At 64.6% G+C, this 16,242-nt stretch carries 18 protein-coding genes and 1 pseudogene; 9 read left to right on the top strand and 10 right to left on the bottom strand.

The window, feature by feature from the left end:
- Nucleotides 1-726 (top strand): annotated as a pseudogene (locus tag GXB81_RS23310) (FecR protein); the annotation flags it as partial.
- A 145-nt stretch (nt 727-871) separates the two neighbouring features.
- Here GXB81_RS23310 and GXB81_RS23305 read toward each other — a convergent pair.
- Both GXB81_RS23305 and GXB81_RS23300 read right to left on the bottom strand, forming a co-directional pair.
- The gene (locus GXB81_RS23305) at nt 872-1,843 is read right to left on the bottom strand and encodes a thymidylate synthase (protein WP_205990442.1); all 972 of its coding nucleotides are present in this window, start codon (nt 1,841-1,843) and stop codon (nt 872-874) included.
- Nucleotides 1,844-2,223: 380 nt separating this feature from the next.
- On the bottom strand, nt 2,224-3,618 hold the full coding sequence (locus GXB81_RS23300) for a sigma-54 dependent transcriptional regulator (RefSeq protein WP_167050279.1): 1,395 nt from the start codon (nt 3,616-3,618) through the stop codon (nt 2,224-2,226).
- A 39-nt stretch (nt 3,619-3,657) separates the two neighbouring features.
- Between GXB81_RS23300 and GXB81_RS23295 the strand changes: the two genes are divergently transcribed.
- From GXB81_RS23295 to GXB81_RS23285, 3 genes are all read left to right on the top strand, one after another.
- Nucleotides 3,658-3,933, top strand: coding sequence for a hypothetical protein (locus GXB81_RS23295; protein ID WP_167050238.1), 276 nt, complete (start codon nt 3,658-3,660; stop codon nt 3,931-3,933).
- Nucleotides 3,934-4,156: 223 nt separating this feature from the next.
- Nucleotides 4,157-4,408: a hypothetical protein gene (locus GXB81_RS23290; RefSeq protein ID WP_167050236.1), complete on the top strand. Its 252-nt coding sequence runs from the start codon at nt 4,157-4,159 to the stop codon at nt 4,406-4,408.
- Nucleotides 4,409-4,517: 109 nt separating this feature from the next.
- Nucleotides 4,518-5,018: a dihydrofolate reductase gene (locus tag GXB81_RS23285; protein WP_167050277.1), complete on the top strand. Its 501-nt coding sequence runs from the start codon at nt 4,518-4,520 to the stop codon at nt 5,016-5,018.
- Nucleotides 5,019-5,157: 139 nt separating this feature from the next.
- Here GXB81_RS23285 and pmbA read toward each other — a convergent pair whose 3' ends face one another.
- Complete coding sequence (gene pmbA, locus GXB81_RS23280; RefSeq protein ID WP_205990441.1) at nt 5,158-6,528, bottom strand: metalloprotease PmbA; 1,371 nt, start codon at nt 6,526-6,528, stop codon at nt 5,158-5,160.
- A gap of 322 nt (nt 6,529-6,850) precedes the next feature.
- Here pmbA and yjgA point away from each other — a divergent pair, with 322 nt between their 5' ends.
- On the top strand, nt 6,851-7,489 hold the full coding sequence (yjgA, locus tag GXB81_RS23275; RefSeq protein WP_205990440.1) for a ribosome biogenesis factor YjgA: 639 nt from the start codon (nt 6,851-6,853) through the stop codon (nt 7,487-7,489).
- Nucleotides 7,470-8,114 (top strand): molybdopterin adenylyltransferase, encoded by a 645-nt coding sequence (gene mog / locus GXB81_RS23270; protein ID WP_167050271.1) that lies wholly within the window; start codon nt 7,470-7,472, stop codon nt 8,112-8,114. Before yjgA ends, mog begins: the two co-directional genes overlap by 20 nt.
- Nucleotides 8,115-8,158: 44 nt before the next feature.
- Here the strand turns inward: mog and orn are convergent, their stop codons facing one another.
- Complete coding sequence (gene orn / locus GXB81_RS23265) at nt 8,159-8,776, bottom strand: oligoribonuclease (protein WP_205990439.1); 618 nt, start codon at nt 8,774-8,776, stop codon at nt 8,159-8,161.
- A 251-nt stretch (nt 8,777-9,027) separates the two neighbouring features.
- On the opposite strand from orn, the gene GXB81_RS23260 reads away from it, so the two are divergent.
- The 3 genes from GXB81_RS23260 to GXB81_RS23250 are packed head-to-tail and all read left to right on the top strand — an operon-like array spanning nt 9,028 to nt 11,604.
- Complete coding sequence (locus GXB81_RS23260) at nt 9,028-10,287, top strand: M48 family metallopeptidase (RefSeq protein WP_205990438.1); 1,260 nt, start codon at nt 9,028-9,030, stop codon at nt 10,285-10,287.
- Nucleotides 10,284-11,282, top strand: a complete 999-nt coding sequence (rsgA, locus tag GXB81_RS23255; RefSeq protein ID WP_205990437.1) for a ribosome small subunit-dependent GTPase A — start codon at nt 10,284-10,286, stop codon at nt 11,280-11,282. Before GXB81_RS23260 ends, rsgA begins: the two co-directional genes overlap by 4 nt.
- Before the next feature lies 1 nt (nt 11,283).
- Nucleotides 11,284-11,604 carry a DUF2007 domain-containing protein gene (locus GXB81_RS23250; protein WP_167050262.1) on the top strand — a complete coding sequence of 107 codons (321 nt, stop codon included), beginning with the start codon at nt 11,284-11,286 and terminating at the stop codon, nt 11,602-11,604.
- A gap of 122 nt (nt 11,605-11,726) precedes the next feature.
- Here the strand turns inward: GXB81_RS23250 and GXB81_RS23245 are convergent, their stop codons facing one another.
- The 6 genes from GXB81_RS23245 to rpsP all read right to left on the bottom strand — a co-directional run bounded on the left by GXB81_RS23245 (nt 11,727) and on the right by rpsP (nt 16,113).
- Nucleotides 11,727-12,665: a CobD/CbiB family protein gene (locus GXB81_RS23245; protein ID WP_167050260.1), complete on the bottom strand. Its 939-nt coding sequence runs from the start codon at nt 12,663-12,665 to the stop codon at nt 11,727-11,729.
- 128 nt (nt 12,666-12,793) lie between these two features.
- Nucleotides 12,794-13,582 (bottom strand): CoA pyrophosphatase, encoded by a 789-nt coding sequence (locus GXB81_RS23240; RefSeq protein WP_167050258.1) that lies wholly within the window; start codon nt 13,580-13,582, stop codon nt 12,794-12,796.
- Between the two features lie 89 nt (nt 13,583-13,671).
- Nucleotides 13,672-14,058: a 50S ribosomal protein L19 gene (gene rplS, locus GXB81_RS23235; RefSeq protein ID WP_167050256.1), complete on the bottom strand. Its 387-nt coding sequence runs from the start codon at nt 14,056-14,058 to the stop codon at nt 13,672-13,674.
- A gap of 165 nt (nt 14,059-14,223) precedes the next feature.
- On the bottom strand, nt 14,224-15,003 hold the full coding sequence (gene trmD / locus GXB81_RS23230) for a tRNA (guanosine(37)-N1)-methyltransferase TrmD (protein WP_205193424.1): 780 nt from the start codon (nt 15,001-15,003) through the stop codon (nt 14,224-14,226).
- Nucleotides 15,004-15,016: 13 nt separating this feature from the next.
- Nucleotides 15,017-15,724 carry a ribosome maturation factor RimM gene (gene rimM / locus GXB81_RS23225; protein WP_205990436.1) on the bottom strand — a complete coding sequence of 236 codons (708 nt, stop codon included), beginning with the start codon at nt 15,722-15,724 and terminating at the stop codon, nt 15,017-15,019.
- 134 nt (nt 15,725-15,858) lie between these two features.
- The gene (gene rpsP / locus GXB81_RS23220) at nt 15,859-16,113 is read right to left on the bottom strand and encodes a 30S ribosomal protein S16 (protein WP_013090118.1); all 255 of its coding nucleotides are present in this window, start codon (nt 16,111-16,113) and stop codon (nt 15,859-15,861) included.
- Between the last annotated feature and the right edge of the window lie 129 nt (nt 16,114-16,242).

Raw genomic sequence — 16,242 nt, 5'->3', positions numbered from 1 at the left:
GGGCCGCGTGGCGAGACGCCGCACGGGCCGCAAGGACCACAGGCAAGGCCCGGCATGCCGCCGTCGATGGCCGGCAACCTGCCGCATGGGCCACAGGCGGGTCCGCAAGCCGGTCTTCAAGCGGCCGGAGGCGAGCATCCGGCTCCGACGAATGGCGTGCCGCGTCCGCCGCAGGCGGCCGGCGGCAATCCGGCCTATGCGCAACAGCACGGTACGCCGCAGCAATGGGGCGCAGTTGGACGCCCGCAGCCGGCCTGGACGCAGCCGCATACGCCGATGGCGCAGCAGGCGCCGCGTGCGGAGCAGCCTCGCGTGCCGCATCCGATGGACAATCCGGCCGCGCAACAGCAGGCGCGTCAGCCGGAGTTTCGTCCGCAAGGGGCGTCGCCGATGCAACAGTCGCCGCAAGTGCCGCGTCCGGAGCCGCAGGTTCAGCAAGCGCAGCAGCCGCATTTCGAGCCGCGTCCGCAACCGATGCAGCAAGCGCGCCCGGAACCGCAGCCTCAGCAGGCACAGCAACCGCGTTTCGAACAACGTCCGCAGCCGATGCCGCAAGCACGTCCCGAACCGCAGCCTCAGCAGGCGCAGCAGCCGCACTTCGAACCGCATCCGCAGCCGATGCCGCAACCGCGCCCCGAACCGCGTCCGCAACCGCAGCAATCTCAGCCGCAGCACGCCGAGCAGCATCAGGGCGGCGGCAATCACGACGAGCATCACAAAGGCTGAGCGCGGCATCCCGGCAAGCGCCCCGCTACCGCATCAGCCAGCGGGAGCCGCAATAAAAAACCCGCGATCTTGCGATCGCGGGTTTTTTCGTATGCCGTACGCAACACGGGCGCCACCACCCCGCATCACACGGCTTCACACGGCTTCAGATCGCCATCGGCGCCGTCAGCGGCTCGTGGTGGCGATAGCCGGTCAGCGAGAAATCCGCGGGCTCGATCTTCTCAAGCCATTCCGGCTCGTACACACCGGTTTTCGCGTAATCAGGCACCCGTTCCGAGATCGCGAGCTGCGGGCTCTCGTACGGCTCGCGCGCGAGCTGCTGTTGCAGCATGTCGAGCTGGTTCTCGTAGATGTGCGCATCGCCGATGAAATAGCTGAACCAGCGCGGCGTATAACCGGTCAGCCGTCCGACGAGATGCAGCAGCGCCGCGCCCTCGGTCAGATTGAACGGCGTGCCGAGCCCCACGTCATTGCTGCGGATGTACAGACACAGCGAAATCTCGCGGCGCGCGACGTTCGGCAGGAACTGATAGAGCAGATGGCAGGCCGGCAGCGCGATCTGATCCAGCACGGCGGGATTCCACGCATGAAACAGAATGCGCCGGTCAGCCGGGTTCTGCATGATCGTGTCGAGGCATTGACGCAACTGGTCGATCGCCTTGTAGAGCAGTACTTTCGAATGGCCGTCCTCGTCGAATTGCGTGATCACGCGAAAGCCGCGCGCCTCGGCATCGGCGAGCTGCGCGCTCCGGTCGGCGTCGAGCACCTTGTAGGCTGGCCATTTGCGCCACTGCACGCCGTACACGTCGCCGAGATCGTCGGGGCCTTCGCGATACGGATTCGCGAGCCACTGCGCGTTCTGGTTCGCGTTGCCGTCCCACACCTTGCAGCCGAGATCGCGGAAGTCCGCGGCGCTGCGCGAGGCGCGCAGAAACCCGACCAGTTCGCCGATCGCCGACTTGAACGCGAGCTTCTTCGTCGTCACCGCGGGAAAGCCCTGCTGCAAATCGAAGCGCAGCATCGCGCCCGGCATGCTGATGGTGCGGATGCCGGTGCGGTTTTCCTGCCACGTGCCGGTGTCGAGAATCGTGCGGACGAGGTCCAGATATTGTTTCATGCGGTTTCCTTCGACGAGGCGCGAGAACGGCCCGATCCGCGCCACGGGATTGAGCAAAGCTCGATTCTAGCAAGCGCGCCCGGCCGACGCCCGGGCATGGCGAGCGGCGCCGACGATTTCAGCGTGAAGCCGATAGAGAGGAAAAGCGCGAGCTGGACGAAGCCAGCGCGGCCAGGAAATAGAAGCGGTGGAAGCGGCAGAAGCAACGGCATGCCGCAGCCTCTCTGCGGCGACATTCCGCGAGACCGATAGTGCAGAGGGCTAACTGACAGACCGGATAGACAAGGCGCCCCGCCACCGCCGATACGGCAGTTCGACGATTGCCGTCGGACCGCCCGCCTCACGGCACTTCAACTCTTGGGTCGCGAATCACTCCCGCATCAAAGATGCGGCACCGAAGCCGGCAAATCGCCATGCGGCGCCGTCATCGGCTCGCCTTCCATATGGCGCATGCCGTGCGAGCACAGCAGCCGATACAGCGTGACCCGCGAAATACCGAGCTCCTGCGCCGCGTCGCCAAGCCGCCCGCGATGCCGCAGCAGCGCGAGTTCGATCGCCTGCCGCTCGGCCGCTTCGCGCGCCTGCGCGAGCGACACCGGCACGATCTCGACATACTCGGCGAGTTCGAGGTCACGCGCGGTGATCGCGCGCCCCTCGGACATCACGATCGCCCGCCGCACCCGGTTGATCAGCTCGCGCACATTGCCCGGCCAGCCGTAGTTATGCAGGGCCGCGATCGCGTCGGGTGCGAAACCACGCAGGCGGCGACTCGCATCTTTCTTGAAACGCTCCAGCATGTGCCGCGCGAGCAGTTCGATGTCCTTGCCGCGCGCGCGCAGCGGCGGCTCATCGATCTGCAGCACGCACAGCCGGTGATACAGGTCCGAGCGGAAACGCCCCTCGATCATCGCCGCGGTCATGTCCACGTGGGTGGCGGAGATAATGCGCACGTCGACGTCGATCGCGGTATGGCCGCCGAGCCGCTCGACCTTGCGTTCCTGCAGGAAGCGCAGCAGGCTCGCCTGGCTTTCGAGCGGCAGATCGCCGATTTCGTCGAGGAAAAGCGTGCCGCCGTTGGCGGCCTCGACGCGGCCGATCTTGCGCTGATTCGCGCCCGTGAACGCGCCGCGCTCATAGCCGAATAGCTCGGACTGCAAAAGATGCGGCGGAATCGCGCCGCAGTTGATCGGCACGAACGGCGCGTTGCGGCGCGCCGAGCGCTCGTGAATCGCGACCGCCGTCAGCTCCTTGCCGGTGCCCGATTCGCCGGAAATGAACACCGGCGCGTCGGTCATCGCGACCTTGCGGATCGAGCGAAACAGCGCCAGCATCGCGTCGCACGAGCCGACCATCTCGCCTTCGGCGCCCTGCGAACCGTCGTTCGAGGCCGTTTCGCTCAGCGAGATCATGCCGTACGCATGGCCGACCGAATCGACGATGCGATCACCCGAATACGGCACCGTCACGTAATCGAAACAGTAGTCGCGCACGAGCCGGCGCAAAGCTGCGTCCTGCAGCTGGCCAGGCGTGGTGGCCGCGACCCAGCCGACGTTCGGCATGGTCAGACAGGACTCGAATGCGGCGATCTCGTGCGGCTGGAAATCGCAGGACAGATCGAGAAGACCGCCCGCCGCCATGCCGGCGCGAACCGCCCGGCGCACATCGCGAGCCGAGCCCACGACTTCGACATGCCAGCCGCGCTGATGAAAACGCGTATTCAACTCCGCGCTCGGATCGCGCGAAACGTAAATCAGTTGCCGCGTTGCGGATTCCATTATTCAGATCCTCTCGTCAACGAACGTTAAGGACGACGCATGCACCTGAAACTGCGGTTCAGACACGCTGACTCGTTCGGGATTCGCGAATCGCAAAAACCGAACGGCCATTCCATTCCGTGCGGACAGCTGATCCCCAAGAAAGCGGCGTGTGTGTTTGAGACGGCCCGTTACGGGCCTTTTTTAAATCTGAAGCTCTTTTTCGAGAGCTTACTATACGTGCGGCGCTTCGAAAACAATTATGCGAATTCAGCCAAAAATCCCTTACCCATCAATGACATCCGTCCGGTAAAGATTTATTCAGCCGACCAATAAAACCATATTGCAAGTACTTTTTTCAGCCTTCTTCCGAAGGTAGTTCGTACCTTTCGAATTAACAAATTACAGGTATTTTCTGCTGCGTCGTTTCAGCACTGAAACGTTTTTCGCGGATTTCCACGGCATTACGCCTTCGTTAGCACGCCGCATCCCGATGCATCAATGGATTGCGCGCGATGGCACATGTTTCGCTAAATAGCGTCCACAAGGGAGAGACATCATGCGACTCGTTTTCCGTAGCGCTCCAATAAACCGCACGGCATTATTCGCGATTCGCGAAGCAGGCGCGCCAAAGCGACAACGCGGCGGCGCGGCCGGCATGCCGACGGTTGCCGCCACGCCGCAACGACCGCCAGGCGGCTCCCACCAGGTGACGCTGTGGGACGAAATCGCGCCGCCCGCGCCGCCGCCGGTGCCGGTCGACGCCATGCACGCCGGCGAAAGCAACGCCGCGACGTACCGGAAGGCATAGCGAACGGCGACGAAGCACCGGCAGCCGCAACGGCACACGGGGTTCCTCCGCAGCAGCCCACGCCTGCCCGTCGGGTAGAATCATCCGGTTACGTTCCCTTTCCCATTCGATGACGACGCTCACCCTGATCGTCGCTCGCGCCAGCAACGGCGTGATCGGCCGCGACAACCAGTTGCCCTGGCGACTGCCCGAAGACCTCAAGTTCTTCAAGCGCACGACGATGGGCGCGCCCATCATCATGGGCCGCAAGACGCACGAATCGATCGGCCGGCCGCTGCCGGGACGCCGCAACATCGTCGTGACACGCGACGCCGAGCGGCGCTTTCAGGGCTGCGACACGGCAACCAATCTGGACGACGCGCTGCGCCTCGCCGCGCAGGACCAGGCGCCGCAGGCGTTTCTGATCGGCGGCGCGCAGCTGTACCCCGAGGGTTTGCGTCTCGCGCAGAAGCTCATCATCACCGAGATCGCCGCCGACTTCGACGGCGATGCGACCTTCCCTGCGGTCGACAAGACCGTGTGGGAAGAAATCGCGCGCGAGACGCATCACGCGCATGCGCCGAACGATTTCGACTACGCGTTTGTGACGTACCAGCGCAAAGAGCACTGAACGCGGACGCGCTGGCGGGTTTCGCGAAGCCGGCGCCATGCGTCCCATGAAAAAACGCCACGCAATTTCCATTGCGCGGCGTTTCCCGTTCCTGCTTGCTGCGAGCCGAGAGGAGCACGCGCCCCGCTCATTGCCCGAATTACTGCCCCGCGATCGTCATGCGCTCGATCAGTACCGAGCCGGTCTGCTTGGTGCCGCGCGTGATCGTATCGGCGCCGATCGCGACGATGTGGTGGAACATCTCCTGCAACGTGCTCGCGACCGTGATCTCCTCGACCGGATACTGGATCTTGCCGTTCTCGACCCAGAAGCCCGACGCGCCGCGCGAATAGTCGCCCGTCACGTAGTTCACGCCCTGCCCCATCAGTTCGGTCAGCAGAAGACCGGTGCCGAGCTTGCGCAGCATCTCTTCGAAGTCGTCCTCGGGACGCGTGTTCGAGCTCAGCAGCGAGAGGTTGTGCGAGCCGCCCGCGTTGCCGGTGGTCTGCATGCCGAGCTTGCGCGCCGAGTACGTGGACAGGAAGTAGCCTTCCACGACGCCGTCCTTCACGACCGAACGCTGGCGCGTACGCACGCCTTCCTCGTCGAACGGCGCGCTGCCCATCGCGCGGGCGACGTGCGGGTCTTCGACCACCTGCACGTGCGGCGCGAACACCGGCTTGCCGAGGCTGTCGACCAGAAACGAGGTCTTGCGATACAGCGCGCCGCCGCTCGTCGCCTGCACGAACGCACCGAGCAGACCGGCGGCGAGCGGCGCTTCGAACAGCACCGGCACCTTGCGCGTATCGAGGCCGCGCGCGCCGATGCGCGCGAGCGCGCGCTGCGCCGCGTAACGGCCCACGGCCTCGGGATCGGCCAGCTCGGACGCGCAGCGCGTCGACGTGTACCAGTCGTCGCGCTGCATGTTGCGGCCGCTGCCCGCGATCGGCGCGCACGCAATGTAGTGGCGCGAGTACGGATAGCCGGCGAGGAAGCCGCGCGAGGTCGCCAGCACGAATTGCGAATGCTGCGCCGACACGCTCGCGCCTTCCGAATTCCTGATCTGCGGATCGGTGGCGAACGCGGCGTCTTCGGCGCGGCGCGCGATCTCGACCGCCTCGTCGGCGGACAGATTCCACGGATGATAGAGATCGAGGTCGCGCGGCGCGGTTTCGAGCAGTTCGGCTTCGGCAAGGCCCGCGCAATCGTCCTCGGCGGTGAAGCGGGCGATGTTGTAGGCCGCCGCGACCGTGTCCTTCAACGCTTGCGGCGAGAAGTCCGAGGTACTGGCGTTGCCGCGCTTGTTGCCGATGAACACCGTCACGCCGACCATCTTGTCGCGGTTGTGCTCGATCGTCTCGACTTCGCCGCGCCGCACCGAGACGGACAGGCCGTCGCCTTCGGAAATTTCCGTTGCGGCGTCGGTGCCGCCGAGCGCCTTCGCGTGACGAAGGATGTCCGAGGCGATTTCCTTCAGCTCATCTTGGGTATGCGGAAAAAAGCGCTGCTTGACGTCCATGTCTGCTGCCATTGTGGTTGCCGTCCTGTTCGGGGCCGCGCGGCCCTGGGTATGCGCACCGTGCGCCTTATGCCACGCGAGAAGACAGGTGGCGGCGCAGGCGTGCGAGATAAATGCATCCCGCGATCATAGCAAGGTAAGCGACGCCGTACCTGGCATTCGCGTCACGGCGCGAGGGCTTCGCGCGCGGCGGCGACAGTGCGCGAATGGGCATCACGCCGACGGCCTGGCAAACGGAATCCGCCGCGGCAGCGAACGCAGCCTCACGGCCGCGAGTTGGACGGGCGCCGCACGTTACAATATCGCCATGACACGCAAAACCCGCAATATCGCCATGACACGCAAAACCCGCATTCAACCGATCGAATCCGTCGTGACGGAAGTCGACGAAAACGGCTACGACCGCCCGAGCAAGTCCCAGGTCAAGCGCGAAATGCAAGCGCTGCAGGACTTGGGTACGGAGCTGGTCGCGCTGCCGAAAGATGCGCTCAAGCGCATGCCGATGCCCGAAAAGCTCGACGAAGCCGTGCGCGAAGCGCGCCGCATCACCGATCACGAAGGCAAGCGCCGCCAGATCCAGTACGTCGGCCGCGTGATGCGCTCGCTGCACGACACGGAAACCGCCGCGCTGCGCACCGCGCTCGACACCTACAAGGGCATCAACAAGACGGAAACGGCGAAGCTGCACTGGATCGAGCGCACCCGCGAGAAACTGCTCGCCGACGACGCCGCGCTGACCGAGTTCATCCGCCAGCACCCGGGCGCCGATCCGCAGCAGGGCCGCACGCTGATCCGCAACGCGCGCAAGGAAGCGCAGCAGAACAAGCCGCCGCGCTATTTCCGCGAACTGTTCCAGTGGATCAAAACCGCGGCCGGCGCGGACGAAGCCGACGACGCGTCCGATACCGCGCATGATGCCGAACCCGATACGGATTTCGCCCCGGAAGACGACGATGCCGACCGCGACGCCTGAGCAACGCCCACCACGCAACCACCCCGACGAGATCGTGATCGGCCTCGTGTCGATCAGCGACCGCGCCTCGGCCGGCGTGTACGAGGACAAGGGCATTCCGGCGCTGCAGGAATGGCTCGGCGCAGCGCTCGCGTCGCCGTGGCAGGTCGTCACGCGGCTGATTCAGGACGACGCGCCGACCATTTCGGCCACGCTGATCGAACTCGTCGACGAAGTGGGCTGCGATCTCGTGCTGACCACGGGCGGCACGGGCCCGTCGCGCCGCGACGTGACGCCCGAGGCGACGCTCGCGGTCGCGACGAAGGAGATGCCGGGCTTCGGCGAGCAGATGCGACAGATCAGCCTGAATTTCGTGCCGACCGCGATCCTCTCGCGCCAGGTGGCGGTGATCCGCGAAACGGCGGAGCACGCAGCGCTGATCGTCAACCTGCCGGGTCAGCCAAAGTCGATCAGGGAAACGCTCGAAGGTCTTCGCGACGACGAGGCGGCCGTCAAGGTGCCGGGGATTTTCGCGGCGGTGCCCTACTGCATCGATCTGATCGGCGGCCCGTACGTGGAAACCAACGCCGAGGTGGTCAAGGCGTTCCGGCCGAAGAGCGCATTGCGCGCTCCGCGGCAGGACTGAGGTTTATCCCGGGTTGGGCGCGGGTTGGTCCGTGCGGCTTGGGCTTATTTGGCGCTCGCTGGTGCGTCCAGCGTCGGTTGCGACGGCATGAGGAAATGTTCGCGGTAGTACTTCAGCTCGTCGATCGACTCGTGGATATCGGCAAGCGCCGTGTGCATCGCGCGCTTCTGGAAGCCCTTGTAGATGGCCGGCTGCCAGCGCCGGCACAGCTCCTTGAGCGTGCTCACGTCGAGATTGCGGTAATGGAAAAAGCGCTCGAGATCCGGCATCCAGCGCGCCATGAAGCGGCGGTCCTGACAGATCGAGTTGCCGCACATCGGCGACTTGCCGGGCGGCACGTACTGGGCGAGGAAGTCGCGAATCTGCTGCGTGGCGTCCGCCTCGCTCACCGTCGACGCCTTCACGCGGCCGATCAGACCCGAACGGCCATGCGTGTTCTGGTTCCACTCGTCCATCTTCGCGAGCGTCTCGTCGCTCTGATGGATCGCGAGCACCGGGCCTTCGACCATCCTGTCGAGCGTCGAATTCGTCACCACCACCGCAATCTCGATGATGCGGTCGGTGTCGGGCTCGAGCCCGGTCATTTCCATGTCCAGCCAGATGAGATTCATGTCGCTGCGCACGAGCGGCGGCTGTTCGGTGGATGCGAGGATGTCAGTCATGAGTGCAACCCTGATGGCCTGGCGGCGGGCTTCGCTGAAAACCCGCGCGCCGTGGCGTGTGTTCGTTCGAAATGGATGCGCGGTTCGAGCCGGGGCAGGCCTGGCCGCTTAAGCGGCGGCCATGGCGGCCATGAAGCGCCGCCTGGCATCGCTGCCGTGGACCGCGCCCCGAGCCATTGCCGTGAACCACGCTCCCGCCGCGAGGCGGGAAGAAACATATAATTCTCGCATAGATACCACGGAATCCCCGGATGCCTACCCTGTACTTCACTGCCCTGTTCGTCGTCGCCGTCGTCGCGATGGTCGGCACCAAACTCTGGCTCGCGTCGCGGCAGATCCGCTTCGTCGTCGCCCATCGCGAACAGGTACCGAGCCAGTTCGCCACCACCGTCGCGCTCACGGCGCACCAGCGCGCCGCCGACTACACCGTCGAGCGCACGCGCCTCGCGATGATCGAGATCGTCGTCGGTGCGGCCGTGCTGATCGGGCTCACGCTGCTCGGCGGCGTGCAGGCGCTCGATCTCGCGCTGTCCGACTGGCTCGGGCGCGGCTACGCCGGCCAGATCGCGCTCGTCGCCGTCGTGATCGCGATCACGAGCGCCATCGACCTGCCGTTCGACTACTACCGGCAGTTCGTCGTCGAGCAGCGCTTCGGCTTCAACCGTATGAGCAAAAGCCTGTTCTTTCTCGACCGCATCAAGGGCGCGCTGCTCGGCATCGCATTCGGGCTGCCGCTGCTGTTCGTCATGCTGTGGCTTATGAACCGCGCCGGCGATCTCTGGTGGCTGTGGGCTTGGGTCGTGTGGGTCGCGTTCCAGATGTTCGGCCTGCTGATTTTCCCGACCTTCATCGCGCCGCTCTTCAACAAGTTCGAGCCGCTGAAGGACGAAGCGCTCGTGAGCCGCATCGAGGCGCTGATGAAGCGCTGCGGCTTCGCCGCCAAGGGTCTGTTCGTGATGGACGGCAGCCGCCGCTCGGCGCACGGCAATGCGTACTTCACCGGCTTCGGCGCAAGCAAGCGCATCGTCTTCTTCGACACGCTGCTCGCGCGCCTGTCGGGCCGCGAGATCGAGGCGGTGCTCGCGCACGAACTCGGCCACTTCAAGCGCCGTCACGTGACGAAACGCATGCTCGTCACCTTCGCGATCAGCCTCGCGATGCTCGCGCTGCTCGGCTGGCTCACGCAGTGCGTGTGGTTCTACGAAGGGCTCGGCGTGCGGCCGTCGCTCGTCGGCGGCAATAGCGGTCTGGCACTCGTGCTGTTCTTCCTCGCGCTGCCGGTGTTCATGTTCTTCGTCACGCCGCTCGGCAGCCTCAGCTCGCGCAAGCACGAGTTCGAGGCCGATGCGTTCGCGGCAACGCAGACCGACGCGCAGGACCTCGTCAACGCGCTCGTCAAGCTGTACGAGGACAACGCGTCGACGCTGACGCCCGATCCGCTTTACACCGCGTTCTACTACTCGCATCCGCCGGCCTCGCAGCGGATCGACCGACTGCTGCGGCACGCATGAGCGGCCGCGCCCCGAAAAAAGCGGCGCGCGGCGCGCAAGCCGCCGCGGCCGGCCAGCATGGCGCGAACGGCGCCCGCACGGGCGGCCTCGTGGTCGCCGCGCACGGCCGCCACTATCTCGTCGCGCCCGAAGACGGCGGTGCGTTGCTGCAATGCTTCCCGCGCGGCAAGCGCAGCGAGGTGGCGGTCGGCGATCGCGTGATCTACGAGCCGACTTCGGCGGATCAGGGTGTGATCGTCGAAATCGGCGAGCGGCGCAATCTGCTGTATCGCTCCGATCAATACAAATCGAAGCTGTTCGCGGCCAATCTCGACCAGTTGCTGATCGTGCTCGCCACCGAACCGCATTTCAGCGAAGACCTGCTCGGCCGTGCGCTCGTCGCCGCCGAGGCGAACGAGCTGAAGCCGCTGATCGTGCTGAACAAGATCGACGTGACCGGTGCGCTGGACGGTGCGCGCCAGCGGCTCGAACCGTATCGCGCGCTCGGCTATACGGTCCTCGAAGTGTCGATCCGGATGCAGCCCGACACCGCGCGCGCGGTGCTGACCGAGCATCTGCGCGGACACGCGACGCTGCTGCTCGGCCAGTCCGGCATGGGCAAATCGACGCTCGTGAATCTGCTGATTCCGGACGCCGAAGTCGCGACGCGCGAGATTTCGACCGCGTTGAACAGCGGCCGGCATACGACGACCTTCACGCGTCTTTATCCGTTGCCGGACCTCGACGGCAAGGACGGAGCGAACGGCCCGGCCGGCGCACTGATCGATTCGCCGGGCTTCCAGGAGTTCGGCCTGCATCATCTGACCGAAGGCAAGCTCGAACGCGCGTTTCCCGAATTCCGCCCGCTGCTGCCGAATTGCCGCTTTTACAACTGCCATCACCTGCACGAGCCCGGCTGCGCGATTCTCGAAGCGATCGCCGATGGCCGCATCCGCCGCGAACGGCATGCGCTGTATGCGCAACTCGTGCACGAGGCCAGCCAGATCGTCCGCTGACATGAAGCTGATGCGCGCGCCGAATCTGATCACAGGGCAGCATTGGGTCAACGTGCTCGAGACCGCGGGCATTGCGTGCGAGTTGCACAACCGCTATCTGAACGGCGCGCTCGGCGAGATTCCGGCGGATCAATGCGCGCCGGAGCTATGGCTCGTCGATGAGCGCGATGAGGCGATCGCGCGGCGTTTGATCGAGGCGGCATCGCAAGGGCCGGCACCCGGCGCGCCGGGGTGGCGGTGTCAGCAATGCGGGGAGATGCTCGAGGCGCAGTTCACCGTGTGCTGGCAATGCGGGACCGCGCGCGATCCGTTGCAGGGGTGAGGTGAAGACAGGTGGATCGCCGGGTTGGTGAGGTGACCGGGAATTGAAAACGCCGGGCATTGCCCGGCGTTTTCATGTGCTGCGCGAGGCACGGCGGCCTGGCGCTGCATGATGACGTCATGCTAGGCGAGCCATACCGCGATGGTCAGCATCAACAGCAGAATCATCCACAGCACGACCGCGCGCCACACGAGACCTACCGCCGATTGCAACGTACGCGGCGTGCAGTCGTCGCCAACCTGCATCGGCCCGCCGTCGCCGGTAGCGAGCGCGTCGAGGCTCGACTGCTCCGCAAGCGGCCCGCTCAAACGCGCGCCGAGCGCCCCGCTTCCGGCAGCCAGCAGAACGCCGTCGTTCGCATCGGGCCATTGCCGCGCGTGATTGCGCCAGGCGTAAATCGCATCCTCGAAATTGCCGACGATCGCAAAGCCAAGCGACGTCAGCCGCGCCGGCACCCAGTCGATCACGAAGAACACCCGCTGCGCGAAACTCGAAAACGCAACGGTGCGGTCGTCAGCCGGCCGCGCCCATGCGCGTGCGAGATATTCGGCGCAACGGTACAGCACCGCGCCCGCCGGACCGACCGGAATCAGGAACCAGAAGAACACGCCGAACACATGGCGATGCGAGGCGACCACCGCGTGAATCAGCGTATGACGCACGATCTCGCTGACCGGCATGTCGACGGTATCGAGCCCGGTCCATTCGTTGAGAATTTCGCGTGCGCGCGGCACGTCGTCGTTGTTCAGCGCGAGATGGATGTCGGTGAAGTAATGGCTGAACTGGCGGAAGCCGAGCGTGAAATACAGCACCACGACGTTCCACAGGAACGCGAGCATGAAGTGGATGTGATACAGCACGTAGTAGACGAGCGCGACCGCAAGCGTCCAGGGCACCACCACCACGAGCCATGCGAGCAGACCGTGGCGCTGCTTGCCGGCATCGAATCCGTGCGCCGCCGACTCCGCATGGTATTGAAGCAACGCAGACACCGGATTGTTCGGCGACAGTGCGCGTACCTGTTCAATGATCAGAGCCAGCAATACGGAGAAAAAAGTCATGCGATGCGCCGTGCTTTTTGAGTTTTTACGATTGTTTTATAACGATAGCACAGGGTCGAATGCCTCTGAGCGCAGACGCTGACAAACCGCCGACAACTGCATCGTCCACGCAACTCTGCGCGTTCAACTCATGCTGCAAGGAAACGATAGAGGTTGCGCAGCATCGCCGCCGTCGCCCCCCAGATGAAATAATCGCCGCCCTGCGCGGCAGTGTGTTCGGTTGCGGCTTGCGTTGCGCGGGTGTCTTCGAGAACGCCGGGGTGCTCGCCCGGCGGTTGCGCGGTGTGCTCCGCTATTGCCGCCGGCTCGCTGCGCGGGTACGGCATCGAAAAAAAGCGGCGCTCGCCGCCCTCGTAGCGGAACAGACGTTCTTCGTGATTGGCCGGATTCATCAGGAACGCGAGCGGCACCTCGAAGACTTCGGCCACTTCGAGCGTATCCATTTGCAGCGTGAACGGCGGATGCACGAGACCGATGACCGGCGATACGCAAAAGCCGGTGCCTGTCAGATAGTCGGGCAACGCACCGAGAATTTCCACACGCGATGAATCGAGACCGACTTCCTCGTGCGCCTCGCGCAGCGCGGTCGCGATAGCATCGGCATCGAACGGCTCCTGGCGGCCGCCGGGAAAACTCACCTGGCCCGCGTGATCGTTCAGATGGTCGGCACGCTGCGTGAGCAGCACGGTCAGGCCGTGCTCGCGGACTACGAGCGGCACCAGCACCGCAGCCACGCGCGGATCGATTCCGGTGTTGCGCCAAGGCGCGTCGGCAATTTTTTCGGGGGTCCAGGCAAGCTGGCGCTCGAAGCGCGCTCGTAGCGCATCGGGTGTAAGACGGTCGCCGGCCACCGGCGGCAGATCGGCACCTGTCGCGATGACAGGCAGGCTTTCGGGCTCGAAGACAGGGCGGATCAACGGGTCTCTCTGATCAGCAGGTGGGGATACCGCTATTTTGACCTGGCCAACAAAAAAGCACCCGCGAGGGGTGCTTTTTCTTACAGCATTTACGCTTCGGAAGCAGCGCGGTCTTTCGAGACCAGCTTTTCCTTGATTCGAGCCGACTTGCCCGAACGCTCGCGCAGATAGTACAGCTTCGCACGACGCACGTCGCCGCGACGCTTCACGACGATGCTTGCCAGCAGCGGCGAGTACGTCTGGAACGTACGCTCGACGCCTTCGCCCGACGAAATCTTGCGGACGATGAACGACGAATTCAGACCACGGTTACGCTTGGCGATCACGACGCCTTCGTAAGCCTGCACACGCTTACGCGTGCCTTCAACCACGTTCACGCTAACGATGACCGTATCGCCCGGACCAAAATCGGGAATGGTCTTTTCGCCGAGAACGCGCGCGATTTCTTCCTGCTCGAGTTTTGCAATCAGATTCATCACTGACTCCTGGATCCATCTTGTCGGCGTTCGTACCTGCCTTGCGCTGGTTTCCCGTGGGTTGCCCCACTGCGCTCGACGACGGCCCCGATAGAGGATGGGTTCACATCTGGCACCGCCCACGCATGAACGGCACCGCCTATACCCGCTCGAAAGACCGGGGCCTCAGGCCTTCGGCTCTTCCTTCGCGAGACTTGCGAGCCATGCCTCGTCGGCACGGCTTAGCATTTTATTCTTTCTGGCCTTCACGATCAGATCGGGCCGTTTGTTCAGCGTGTTGCGCAACGCTTCGCGCCGCCGCCACGCCTCGATTTCCGCATGATGGCCGCCGAGCAGCACATCGGGCACCCGCACACCCTCGTATTCCTCGGGCCGCGTGTAGTGCGGACAATCGAGCAGCACGTCGACGAAGCTGTCCTGCACCGCCGACTGCGAATCGTTGAGCACGCCGGGCAACTGACGCACGACCGCATCCATCAACGCCATCGCGGGCAACTCGCCGCCCGACAGCACGAAGTCGCCAAGACTGACTTCCTCGTCGACGACACGATCGAGCAGACGCTGATCGATCGCTTCATAGCGCCCGCACAACAGTATCAGACCGGGTTCGGCCGCGAACTTCATGACGCGCTCGTGATCGAGCGTCGCGCCTTGCGGCGACATCATCACGACGCGCGGCGCGCCGATGCCCTGCTGTGCCTGCGCCGCTTTCGCGGCTCCGATCGCCTCTTCGAGCGGTTTGGCCAGCATCACCATGCCGGGGCCGCCGCCGTACGGGCGATCGTCGATCGTGCGGTAGTTGTCGGTCGTGAAATCGCGTGGATTCCACGTACGCAACCCATAGCGCTCCTGCTTCGCGGCCCGGCTGGTGATGCCCCAGTCGGTCAGCGCGCGGAACATTTCCGGAAAGAGCGTCACGACATCGAACTGCACCGCTCTCTCCATTCAACGAAAGATTTCAATAATCGGCTTCCCAGTCGACGACGATCTGCTTCGCGGCCTGGTCCACCGTTTTGACATAGACGCCGACGAACGGGATCAAGCGCTCGTCTGCGACCGGCTTGCCGCTTTTGTCGGTAGCCGGATATTCGATACGCAGCACCGACTGCGCACCGTTGTCGATCATGCCTGCAACCCTGCCGAGTTCAAACCCGGCGAGGTTCACCACAGTGAGTCCGATCAGATCGACCCAGTAGAATTCGTCGGCTTCGAGAGCCGGAAATTCGCTGCGGCTGAGGTACACGCGAAAACCACGCAATGCGAATGCCTCGTCGCGGTCGGCGGTGCCGCCCAGATGGGCCACCACGCTGTCGCTATGAGTCCTGGCCTGCAAGGCCGGTGCGGACCTGCGCTCGTCGCCTCTGAGCAGCCACCAGCGTCTGGCGCTCAACAGGGCGTCGCCACCCCGCCCGGCATCCGCGTGGGCGGACACCTTGACCCAGCCTTTGAGGCCGTAAGCGTCGACGATTGCGCCGACTTCGACCGCATCGGCCGGCCAGCTTGCCAGCGTTTCCGCGCGCATTTCAGCGGCTGCGGAAGCGCTACTTGCCGCACTGGCTTTCGCCTTGTCTTCGGCCCGCTCGACCGGCTTGCGGACGAATGCACCGAACGACGCCTGACCAGACGCCTTTGCGCGACCAGAACTGCCGGAATCACGCTCAGACATGAGATAAACCCGGAGATAGCCTCGAAGACGACTTCGCCGTCTGCTTCAGTAAAACAATGTACGTATCGGACTGCCCACGCAAGCTGCGCGAGCCGCCGGCCGAACCGACGACGATACGCATGCGGACCGCCATATCAGGCAGCCGGCTGCGCCTTTTGCGCTTCCTTCACGAGGCGCTCGACGGTCGGCGACAGTTGCGCGCCAACGCCTTGCCAGTACGTGAGGCGGTCCTGAGCGATACGCAGGGACTCGCCCTTCGTAGCGACCGGGTTGTAGAAGCCGACGCGCTCGATGAAGCGGCCGTCACGACGGCTGCGCGAGTCGGTAGCGACGATGTTGTAGAACGGGCGCTTCTTGGAGCCGCCACGAGCCAAGCGGATGATGACCATATTAGAATCCTTGAAAACCGGGGTGCGGAACGACTGAAACACGCGATTATAGCGGGAAACCGACGCCATAACAAACACTTACCGGGATAAACTGAGCAATGCGGCTGCGCCGGCCCCCCATCGCGGGCT

The organism is Paraburkholderia sp. Ac-20336, assembly GCF_017105025.1.
In the GTDB taxonomy this organism is placed as follows: domain Bacteria; phylum Pseudomonadota; class Gammaproteobacteria; order Burkholderiales; family Burkholderiaceae; genus Paraburkholderia.
The sequence above is the reverse complement of the archived record's forward strand: the minus strand, read 5'-3'. Positions and strand labels throughout refer to the sequence as shown.

What these genes read in the sequence shown, in the direction of transcription:
- GXB81_RS23285 (WP_167050277.1), top strand. Translation starts at nt 4,518, where the DNA reads ATGACGACGCTCACCCTGATCGTCGCTCGCGCCAGCAACGGCGTGATC.
- GXB81_RS23260 (WP_205990438.1), top strand. Translation starts at nt 9,028, where the DNA reads ATGCCTACCCTGTACTTCACTGCCCTGTTCGTCGTCGCCGTCGTCGCG.
- rimM (WP_205990436.1), bottom strand. Translation starts at nt 15,724, where the DNA reads ATGTCTGAGCGTGATTCCGGCAGTTCTGGTCGCGCAAAGGCGTCTGGT.
- rpsP (WP_013090118.1), bottom strand. Translation starts at nt 16,113, where the DNA reads ATGGTCATCATCCGCTTGGCTCGTGGCGGCTCCAAGAAGCGCCCGTTC.
- rplS (WP_167050256.1), bottom strand. Translation starts at nt 14,058, where the DNA reads ATGAATCTGATTGCAAAACTCGAGCAGGAAGAAATCGCGCGCGTTCTC.
- orn (WP_205990439.1), bottom strand. Translation starts at nt 8,776, where the DNA reads ATGACTGACATCCTCGCATCCACCGAACAGCCGCCGCTCGTGCGCAGC.
- GXB81_RS23300 (WP_167050279.1), bottom strand. Translation starts at nt 3,618, where the DNA reads ATGGAATCCGCAACGCGGCAACTGATTTACGTTTCGCGCGATCCGAGC.
- GXB81_RS23290 (WP_167050236.1), top strand. Translation starts at nt 4,157, where the DNA reads ATGCGACTCGTTTTCCGTAGCGCTCCAATAAACCGCACGGCATTATTC.
- GXB81_RS23295 (WP_167050238.1), top strand. Translation starts at nt 3,658, where the DNA reads ATGCACCTGAAACTGCGGTTCAGACACGCTGACTCGTTCGGGATTCGC.
- GXB81_RS23245 (WP_167050260.1), bottom strand. Translation starts at nt 12,665, where the DNA reads ATGACTTTTTTCTCCGTATTGCTGGCTCTGATCATTGAACAGGTACGC.
- pmbA (WP_205990441.1), bottom strand. Translation starts at nt 6,528, where the DNA reads ATGGCAGCAGACATGGACGTCAAGCAGCGCTTTTTTCCGCATACCCAA.
- mog (WP_167050271.1), top strand. Translation starts at nt 7,470, where the DNA reads ATGCCGACCGCGACGCCTGAGCAACGCCCACCACGCAACCACCCCGAC.
- yjgA (WP_205990440.1), top strand. Translation starts at nt 6,851, where the DNA reads ATGACACGCAAAACCCGCATTCAACCGATCGAATCCGTCGTGACGGAA.
- GXB81_RS23250 (WP_167050262.1), top strand. Translation starts at nt 11,284, where the DNA reads ATGAAGCTGATGCGCGCGCCGAATCTGATCACAGGGCAGCATTGGGTC.
- GXB81_RS23305 (WP_205990442.1), bottom strand. Translation starts at nt 1,843, where the DNA reads ATGAAACAATATCTGGACCTCGTCCGCACGATTCTCGACACCGGCACG.
- trmD (WP_205193424.1), bottom strand. Translation starts at nt 15,003, where the DNA reads ATGGAGAGAGCGGTGCAGTTCGATGTCGTGACGCTCTTTCCGGAAATG.
- rsgA (WP_205990437.1), top strand. Translation starts at nt 10,284, where the DNA reads ATGAGCGGCCGCGCCCCGAAAAAAGCGGCGCGCGGCGCGCAAGCCGCC.